Annotated in this window: 6 protein-coding genes; 5 read left to right on the top strand and 1 reads right to left on the bottom strand. The window is 70.6% G+C overall.

The window, feature by feature from the left end:
* Positions 1-81 precede the first annotated feature (81 nt).
* On the bottom strand, positions 82-3,507 hold the full coding sequence (locus ABTZ89_RS32780; RefSeq protein ID WP_351052067.1) for an indolepyruvate ferredoxin oxidoreductase family protein: 3,426 nt from the start codon (positions 3,505-3,507) through the stop codon (positions 82-84).
* 156 nt (positions 3,508-3,663) lie between these two features.
* On the opposite strand from ABTZ89_RS32780, the gene ABTZ89_RS32775 reads away from it, so the two are divergent.
* The 5 genes from ABTZ89_RS32775 to ABTZ89_RS32755 all read left to right on the top strand — a co-directional run bounded on the left by ABTZ89_RS32775 (position 3,664) and on the right by ABTZ89_RS32755 (position 7,164).
* Positions 3,664-4,119 (top strand): Lrp/AsnC family transcriptional regulator, encoded by a 456-nt coding sequence (locus tag ABTZ89_RS32775; protein WP_270952518.1) that lies wholly within the window; start codon positions 3,664-3,666, stop codon positions 4,117-4,119.
* Positions 4,120-4,291: 172 nt separating this feature from the next.
* Complete coding sequence (locus tag ABTZ89_RS32770) at positions 4,292-4,624, top strand: hypothetical protein (protein WP_270952517.1); 333 nt, start codon at positions 4,292-4,294, stop codon at positions 4,622-4,624.
* A 40-nt stretch (positions 4,625-4,664) separates the two neighbouring features.
* The gene (locus tag ABTZ89_RS32765) at positions 4,665-5,525 is read left to right on the top strand and encodes an arylamine N-acetyltransferase family protein (protein ID WP_351052062.1); all 861 of its coding nucleotides are present in this window, start codon (positions 4,665-4,667) and stop codon (positions 5,523-5,525) included.
* 34 nt (positions 5,526-5,559) lie between these two features.
* Positions 5,560-6,129 carry an NADPH-dependent FMN reductase gene (locus ABTZ89_RS32760; RefSeq protein ID WP_351052059.1) on the top strand — a complete coding sequence of 190 codons (570 nt, stop codon included), beginning with the start codon at positions 5,560-5,562 and terminating at the stop codon, positions 6,127-6,129.
* Between the two features lie 78 nt (positions 6,130-6,207).
* Positions 6,208-7,164 (top strand): DUF3048 domain-containing protein, encoded by a 957-nt coding sequence (locus ABTZ89_RS32755; protein WP_351052056.1) that lies wholly within the window; start codon positions 6,208-6,210, stop codon positions 7,162-7,164.
* The last annotated feature ends 132 nt before the right edge of the window (positions 7,165-7,296 follow it).

The raw sequence follows: 7,296 nt of genomic DNA, 5'->3' as shown, positions 1-7,296 counted from the left end.
GTTTCAATTGAAACTGCACACCCGGGCGTGTCGGATCACAGTTTCCATTGAAACTGCGGGACCCCGGCCCCTCGGCGCGGGTCAGAGCGCGGCGACCCGCTCGGACGTCGGGGACTTGAGGAGTTCGGCCTGCTTCTCGCGGTAGTCCTGCACGTTGGACAGCTTGATGTCCTCGTAGCCGCGGATCACGTCCGGCAGCTCGGCCAGCTCCAGCAGGGCCGGGTGGTCGGTGGCCATGGCCTGCTCGACGACACCGCGGTACTGCTCGACCAGTTCGCGCTCCACGCGGCGGACCTTGGCGTAGCCGAACGGGTCCAGGCGGGTGCCGCGCACCTTGCGCATCGTGCGCAGCAGCCGGAGTACCTGGCGGAACCACGGGCCGAGGCTGATCTTGCGGTTCATGCCCAGCGCGCGCAGCACCGGCGGGTGCAGGCGGAACGAGTAGCGGGAACCCGCGCCGAACTGGGCTTCGACGTCGGCCAGCAGGCGCTCGTCCAGCGACAGCCGGGCCACCTCGTACTCGTCCTTGTAAGCCATCAGCTTGTGCAGGTTGCGGGCCACCGCCTCGGCCACCGCGGTGGTGCTCTCGCGCCGCACCCGCTCGACGAACTCCGCGTAGCTCCGGGCGTACTCCTCGTCCTGGTAGTCGACGAGGTCCGGGATCCGGATGTCCAGCAGGCGGGCCAGTTCCGAGCCCTCGGCCGCCTTCACGATCGCCCGCACCCGCTGCGCGGCCGGGCTCGGCGCCGGTGCTTCGACCGGGGCCGGGGCGATCTCGGCCTGCAGCGCGTCCGGGTCGGCGATGGCTTGGCGGCCGCGGCGGAACGCCTGGATGTTGGCCGCCACCGCGGCGCCGTTGAGCTCGATCGCCTGCTCGATGCTCTCGGCCGACAGCTGCAGCGCGCCGCACTGGTAGGCCGCGCCGAGCTGGAGGATGTTGGCGAACTGGTCGTCGTCGAACAGCTCCTCCGCCAGGCCGCGCGCGTCCAGGTAGTAGGCCCGGGCGGTGGCGTCGTCGAGGGTCGAGCGGATGCCGGACTGCTGCGGGAACGAGACCTCGGTGTCCACCACCATCCGGCCGGTCGGGACCTCGGTCGTGGACACCACCGCGGTCGTGCGGTCCGCGTCGGCCGTGGCCAGGTGCACCGGGTCGGCGGCCACCAGCAGGTCGCAGCCCAGGTAGAGGTCGCACTCGCCGGCGGCCAGCTTCGCCGCCTGCTCGACCACCGCCGAGGTGATCTTGAGGTCGGAGACGACCGCGCCGCCCTTCTGCGCGAGACCGATCTGGTCCAGAGTGCGCACCTGGCGGCCGTCGATCACCGCGGCGGTGGCCAGGATCTGGGTCACCGTGACCACGCCGGTACCGCCGACGCCCGTGATGCGGACGGTGAAGTCGTCGTCACCGCGCTGCGGTTCGGGCAGCTCACCGGTCGTCAGCTCGCTGATCTCGCGGCGCTTCTTGCGCCCGCTGGGCACCACCGTCAGGAACGACGGGCAGTCACCGGACAGGCAGGAGTAGTCGACGTTGCAGGACGACTGGTGGATCCGGGTCTTGCGGCCGAACTCGGTGGACACCGGCTGCACCGACAGGCAGTTGGACTTCGCGCCGCAGTCCCCGCAGCCCTCGCACACCCGCTCGTTGATCAGCACCTTCTCCGCCGGGGTCTCCTGCTTGCCGCGACGGCGCTTGCGGCGCTTCTCCGCCGCGCACTCCTGGTCGTGGATGAGCACCGTGACACCAGGTACCTTCGCCAGTTCCGCTTGCGCGTCGAGCATTTCGTCGCGGTGGCGGACGGTCACGCCGCGGGGGAGCTTGCCGGTCAACCGCTTCGGCGCATCGCTGGTGACGACGACCTTCGAAGCGCCTTCCAGCAGCAGGAGTTCGGCGATCTTGCCGACCGGCAGCGCGCCGACCGCGTCCTGCCCGCCGGTCATCGCCACCGCGGAGTTGTGCAGCAGCTTGTAGGTGATGTTCACGCCGGCCGCGGCCGCCGCGCGCACCGCCAGGCTGCCGGAGTGGGTGAAGGTGCCGTCACCGATGTTCTGCACGAAGTGCTCGGTGCCGACGAACGGCGCCATGCCGATCCACTGCGCGCCCTCGCCGCCCATCTGCGTGATGCCGACGACGTCGCCGACCTGGTCGGGGTCCATGAACAGCGCCATCGTGTGGCAGCCGATGCCCGCGCCCACCACGGTCCCGTCGGGCACCTTGGTCGAGGAGTTGTGCGGGCAGCCGGAGCAGAAGTACGGCGTGCGGGCCAGCAGCGGGACCGAGATCCGCTCGCGGCGGCGGCGCTGGCGCCAGGCGTCGATCTGCGGGATTTCGCCGTGCGCGGTCAGCCGGTCGGCCAGGCCGCGGGCGATCTTGTCCGGGTCGAGTTCGCCGAGCTCGGTGAACAGGGTCCGGCCGTCGGGCGTCTTCTTGCCGTGCACCCGCGGCGCGTCCGGACGGCCGTAGAGCACCTCCTTGATCACCGGCTCCAGGAACGCCCGCTTCTCCTCGACGACCACGATCTCGGTCAGGCCCTCGGCGAACTCCCGGACGATGGTGGGCTCCACCGGGTGGATCGCGCCGAGCTTGAGCAGCCGGATGCCGAAGCGCGCGAGGTCCTGCTCCTCGAGGCCGATGGTGCGCAGCGCCTGGCGGAGGTCCAAGTAGGACTTCCCGGCGGTCACGATGCCGATCCGGTCGGAGCTGCTGGAGTGCGTGATCCGGTTGACGCCGCTGGCCCGCAGGTACTCCAGCGCCAGCGGGACCCGCACGTTGTACAGGCTGCTCTCCAGGCCGGCGAGTTCGGCGCCCAGCAGTCGCGCGCTGGGGCGGTGCGAGTAGGCCTCCGGGCGCATTTCCGGCGGGGTCCAGTCCGGGGTGACGACCGCGGTCCCGGCCGCGTCGGCGACGTTGGCGACCACCTTCAGCGCCGACCACAGGCCGCTCGCCCGGGACAGCTCGACCGCGTGCCGCCCGAAGTCCAGCAGGTCCTGGGAATCCGCCGGGAAGAACGTGGGGATCTGCAGGTCGGCGAGGGCGGCTTCGGAGTGGGCCGGAACGGTGGAGGACTTCGCGTTCGGGTCGTCGCCGACCAGCGCGACCGCACCGCCGCGGGGGTCGGTGCCTGCCATGTTGGCGTGCCGCAGCGCGTCACCGGCCCGGTCCAGGCCGGGGGCCTTGCCGTACCAGACGCCGAGGACGCCGTCCGGGCGCTGCGTGCCGAGCCGCTCGGCGAGCTGGCTGCCCAGCACCGAGGTCGCGGCCAGTTCCTCGTTCAGGCCGGGGCGGTGCACTACGTCGTGCTCGGCGAGCAGCTTCGCGCGGCGGGCCAGCTCCAGGTCGAACCCGGCCAGCGGCGAACCCTCGTAGCCGGAGACGAACGCAGCGGTGTTGGAGCCCGCGCGGCGGTCTAGGCGGATCCGGTCGAACAGCATCCGCACCAGGGCCTGCACCCCGGTCACGTAGACCGTGCCCGCATCCCGGAGGTAGCGGTCGTCCAGCGTGAACGCGGCCATGTCGAACTCCTTCTCGCCGGGGTGCGTCGTGATCGACGCCACTTCAACCCAAAACCGCGTGACGCACAACACTGCGACCCGAAACGGTGACGACCATGCAAACTTCGGTCGATACAAGCCTTCCGCACCGCTGAATTTTGCGTACCATCCGTGCGCATGGCCGATCAGACGCTCGATGCGACGGATCACGAGATCCTGGCGCTGCTGCGCGAGGACGCTCGCCGCACCCTGTCGGACATCGCCACGCGGGTGACCCTGTCGACGGCGGCGGTGAAGCGCCGGATCGACCGGCTGCAGGAGCTCGGCGTGATCCTCGGCTACACCGTCCAGCTCGACCACGCCAAGCTCGGCTGGCCGGTGGAGGCCTTCATCGAGCTGCGCTTCCTGGGCACCAGCAACGTGGACGAGATCGTCCAGACCACCACCCGGATGCCGGAGGCGCAGGCGGTGTTCACCATCGCGGGCGATCCGGACGCGCTGGTCTGGATGCGGGTGCGGGACATGGCGCACCTGCAGCGCACCATCGACGAGATCCGCCGCAGCCACCGCGTGACCAGCACCAAGACGCTGATCGCCCTCGACTCCTGGCAGCGCGGCGTCAAGAGCCCGTGAGTCTTTTCCGGGGCTATGGCACCAGAAAGTGCTCGCGGCCTGTGACCTGCGAAAATGTGGACCAGCGACGAGTTCTGGGACTGGGTGCGGTCGGCGGTGGGAACCGGATCGGGCTTCGGGGCGCTGATCGTTCCAGCAGGACAAACCGGTCCGGGCGCGCGATGCTGGGCCCATGGTCGGTGATCTGGAGTTGGCCGTGGTTCCGGCACTGCTGCCCGCTGGGCCGCCGGGCGTCGAGATCCGGCTGGACGGGCTCGTCGTGGGCGAGCTGGAGCTGCGGGTCTGCCACGATTGCCGGGTCGTCGTGCTCGAGCACGTTCGCATCGACCGGCGGTGCCGCCGGCGCGGGCTGGCGACCCTGGCCGTCGGCCTGATGCGCAGTTCGTGGTCGGACTACCGGTGGAGTGCTGGTCCGTTCGAGCCGACCACCGAGGCGCTCGGCTTCTGGCACTCCCTGGACGACCTGCGCGCCGAACCCGACGAGTGCGAGCACCTGCGCAACTGACGCTTGACCTCCAGCACGCTCGAGCTTGCAGGTTGGGCGCATGGGAAAGCACGCGAATGACGAATGGCGGATCGGCGACGTCGACCTCGACGACTACTTGGCGCGGATCGGGCACCCGGCGGTCGCGGGGCCGTCGGCGGAGGTGCTGCGCTCGTTGCACGAGGCGCACGTCCAGGCCATCCCGTTCGAGAACCTCGACGTCGTCCTGAGGCGGTATCCCGCGGTCGAACTGGCCGCCATCAACGACAAGCTCGTCCACCGGAAGCGCGGCGGGTACTGCTTCGAGCACGCGCTGCTGTTCGCCGCGGTGCTGGAGAGGCTGGGTTTCGACGTCGAGCGGCGGATGGCGCGGGTCCACGCCGAGGGCTCCGGCTACCGGACGCACATGATGCTGCGCGTCCGGGTGGACGGCGCGGACTACCTGGCCGACGTGGGCTTCGGCGCGGGAATGCTGTCGCCGATGCCGCTCGAGGACGGCGCGGAGGTGGATCAGGCCGGTTGGCGGCACCGGATCGTCCGTCGGGGTCCACTGTGGAGCTTGCAGAAGGCCGGGGAGTCCGGGTGGGAGGAGTTGCACGCCTCCGACGCGCAGCCGCAGCGGCTCTCGGACTACGAGGTGGCGAACCACTACGTCGCGACGCACCCGAAGTCGCCGTTCGTCGGCAAGCCGGTGGTGTTCCGGTTGGCGCCCGGGGTGAGCCGCAAGCTGGTCGGCGACGAGCTCACCGCGGAGCACGCGTCGGGCGAGGTCGAGGTCGAGAAGGTGGCGCCCGACCAGCTCGGGGACGTGCTGCGGGGGCTGGGGATCTCGTTGCCGGAGGAGGACGTCGAGGTGCTCCGGCGGGCTTCGGAATCCACAGTGGAGAAGGAGTTGACCTCAAGTAATGTCGAGGTTCCATGATGGTCGGGACAGCTCGATCCACATGGAGGACACGATGGCGGAGACCCGACTGCGCGTGGGCATCATCGTCGGCAGCACCCGGGAGGGGCGGTTCGCCCGGACCGTGGCCGACTGGTTCGCCGGGCAGGCCCGGCAGCACCCGGAACTGCAGGTCGACCTCATCGACCTGGCCGAGGCCGACCTGCCCGCGGTGATGCCTTCGGTGAAAACCCCGCAGGTGCGCGATTTCACCGCTCGACTGGACGCCGCCGACGGCTTCGTGGCGATCACGCCGGAGTACAACCACGGCTACCCGGCGCCGTTGAAGGCGGCCATCGACCTGGCGAACGCGGAGTGGCACACCAAACCCGTCGGATTCGTCAGCTACGGCGGGATTTCCGGTGGGTTGCGGGCGGTGGAGCAGCTGCGGCAAGTCTTCGCCGAACTGCACGCGATGACCGTCCGCGAAACGGTCAGCTTCCACGGCGCCGGCGCGTGCTTCGACGCGGCGGGCAACCCCGAGGACGCCACCGGTCCGGCGACTGCCGCGAAGGCGCTGCTGGACCAGCTCGTGTGGTGGGCGCGGGCGAGCGCGGAGGCGCGGATCCGGCGTCCGTACCGCTGAACTGCGCCAGTCGGCCCCTTGTCGCCGCCGCGGTGGCGGGCGAAGCTACACCCCGGGATGCCCGCCGGGGGAGGGGCGATGTGGTGGTTGCGCGCGTTGGGCACGTTGGTCGCCACCGTCGTCGTGCTGCTCGGCGGATTGGCCCTGCAACCAGCGGGGACGAGCTCGGTGCCGATCGCACGACCGCAGCCGCCACCTGAACCACCACCGCCCGCGCCGCCGCCGGTCGGACCGCCGGTGCTCGCGGTGAAGGTGGACAACTCGCCACCGGCCCGCCCGCCGACCGGCATCGGCGCGGCCGACGTCGTGTACGTCGAACCCGTGGAAGCCGGGATCAGCAGGCTGATAGCGGTTTTCGGCACGCGGAAGCCGCCCGTGGTCGGGCCGGTGCGCAGCGCTCGGCAGACCGATCTGCGCCTGTTGCCGCAGTTCGGACGTCCGGCGCTGGCGTTCTCCGGCGCGGCGCCGGAACTCCTGCCGGAGATCGACCGGGCACCGGTGATCAGCGCCTCGCAGGCATCGGTGCCCGGTGCGTTCTTCCGGGGGCCGGGGCAGGCGCCGCACAACCTGTACGTGCGGCCGCCCGCGCTGCCGCCGGGCGAGGGGTGGTCGCCGAGCGCCGCGTTGACCTTCGGACCGGCTCCGAGCGGTGGAGTTCCGACGAACGGCGAGGACGTCGCGTACCGGTCGGCGCGGGTGGGTTTCAGCTGGTCGCCGGGGGATCAGCGGTGGTTGGTGTCGATGGACGGCCGCCGGCACGTGGCGACCGACAGCGGACGCCTCGCGGCGAGCACCGTTGTGCTGCAAGAAGTTCCGGTGTCGGACTCGCCGTTCCAGGACGTGGTCGGCAACGTCTCGCCGTTCGCGGAGACCGTCGGATCGGGCCGCGCGGTGGTCCTCCGCGACGGCCAGGCCTTCGAAGCCCGCTGGAACCGCCCCGCCCCGGAAGTCGGCACCACCTACACAACGCCGACCGGAACCCCGATCCCCTTCGCGCCGGGCCAGGTCTGGATCGCCCTCGTTCCGGCGCCGTAGATCCGTGAGCACTTTCTGTTGCTATAGCACCAGAAAGTGCACACGGGGCATCAGGTGAGGTCCACCAGGGCCTGGACCGGGCGGAGATCATATCGGTAGAGCGTAGGGTAGGGAAATTGTGTTGGTCAGGTG

Origin of the sequence: Saccharopolyspora sp. NPDC002686 (genome assembly GCF_040295745.1) — a bacterium.
GTDB classification, from domain to species: Bacteria; Actinomycetota; Actinomycetes; order Mycobacteriales; family Pseudonocardiaceae; genus Saccharopolyspora; species Saccharopolyspora oryzae.
Note: the sequence above shows the minus strand (reverse complement) of the source record. Positions and strands in the feature narration are given on the sequence as shown.